Here is a 1,904-nt window from a genome sequence, read left to right as displayed (position 1 = left end):
ATATCTAATTTTGAAGATCTTTATAATAAAAATATCATTCTCTGACATGTTCATAAAAAATACACAATAGATTATTTATCATCCTGTTTTACAATGATTTTTTTATGTGTCAATAAATTGACATCGGGTAATTAATAACCTAACATTTGCTTAAAACTGTGAAAGACGTCCTAAAATTTAAAGGCATCTCTAACAAATTATTATCAATTCAAGTAGGCCACCACGGACGGCCTGCAGCGGGGCAGTGGATAGTATGAATACCGTAATTACCCAACAAGACAGTCAAATCAAGAACTTGAATGGACAAATAGCTGTTGTGATTAACGGCGAACAACACCTAGTTAAAGAAGGTGAATTCATCCCCAAAGGCGCTGAATTGATCTTAAGTGATAATGCCAGTGCCAATCTGGTTCAGGCTGATGGTAACAATGTCACCGTTGGAGGGGATCAGCAGCAAGGAGAAACTGCTGCCACTGATGCCGAAATTCAGCAACTACAGAATTTAATTGCTGCCGGAGAAGATCCTACTGCCAATCTGCCAGAAACCGCTGCAGGCAATCAAATATCTGGGGGCGGTGATTCAGGCTACGTTGCCGTTACTCGCGATGGTAGTGAAGTACTGGCCAGTTCTGGATATGACACGGCTACTTTTACTGTTGCCGGCACCACTACAGCCGACACCCCGATAATCCCTTACTATAATGTCACCAGTGATGCTATTGATGATGTAAATACTATCGAAGAAGATAGTATTGCAACGGGTAATGTACTTAGTAATGACTCCTACTCTGCTGATATTTTATCTGTTACAGGTTTTGCAGTTGAAGGCAATAATTTCAATGCTGGCGACACTGCCGAACTGGAGCATGGCACCCTGGTACTAAACAGTGACGGCAGCTATACCTTCACTCCAGATGCTAACTGGAATGGGACAGTTCCAGTAATTACATATACGACTAACGCAGGTGATTCCGCCACACTGACAATTACAGTAACACCAGTAAATGATGCGCCAGAGTTAGCGCCTGATGTTGGTGTGGTAAACGAGGACGCTACCCTGACCGTTGATGCCGCTAACGGTGTCCTGAGCAACGATACCGATGTGGATGGCGACACACTGAGTGTCACGGGGATTCTGAACGGTACAAGTGGCACCACCACTGCCGTGACCAGTGGTACGTCCACCGTACTCACTAACGACTACGGCACATTGACCATCAACAGCGATGGCAGCTACAGCTTTGCCGCCACTGGCGCAGCTTCTCAAGCGCTAGGAGCTGGAGAAACGGCCAACACGGTCTTTACCTACACCGCCACTGATGGCACTGAGTCACTGACCAGCACTTTAACTATCACCATTACAGGTACCGACAACGGCGTTAGCTTGCTTGGACTGTCAGGTACCGACCAAATCGTGAATGAGGCAAATCTGGCTTCAGGATCCAATCCCGATAGTAGCTTACTGACCCAAGAGGGTAACTTTAGCTTCACCAGTGCTGATGGTCTGCAAACATTAACCGTCGGGGGGGTAACATTCAACCTCGCGCAATTGCAAACATTTAATGCCACACCATTCAGTATCAATACAGCGCATGGCACATTGACTCTTAATGGATTTACGGGATCTGAAGCCGGTGGGCAAGTAAGTTACAGCTACACGCTAAATAGCCCCGTAGATAACGATAGTGAGGCTGGAGCCGACGGTAACGGATATAACGAAAGTTTAGCTGTAATAGTCACCGATGTAGACGGCAGTAATGAAACCGGCTCATTAGATATTAACATTGTCGATGATGTCCCAACTGCCGTCGCTGATACTGACAGCATTGCCGCGGCCGACAACAGCGCCAGTGGTAACGTTATCACTGGGGTGGGTACCACCAACAACGGCGCCGATACCGTGG

Annotated in this window: 1 protein-coding gene; it reads left to right on the top strand. The window is 46.4% G+C overall.

Going from position 1 to position 1,904, the window contains the following annotated elements:
* Window positions 1-253: 253 nt before the first annotated feature.
* Window positions 254-1,904, top strand: a 1,651-nt coding sequence (locus J3L11_RS17915) for a retention module-containing protein (RefSeq protein ID WP_207571858.1), incomplete at its 3' end; no start/stop codon positions are given.

It is taken from the genome of Shewanella sp. 4t3-1-2LB, assembly GCF_017368415.1.
Lineage (GTDB): Bacteria > Pseudomonadota > Gammaproteobacteria > Enterobacterales > Shewanellaceae > Shewanella > Shewanella fodinae.
The sequence above is the reverse complement of the archived record's forward strand: the minus strand, read 5'-3'. Positions and strand labels throughout refer to the sequence as shown.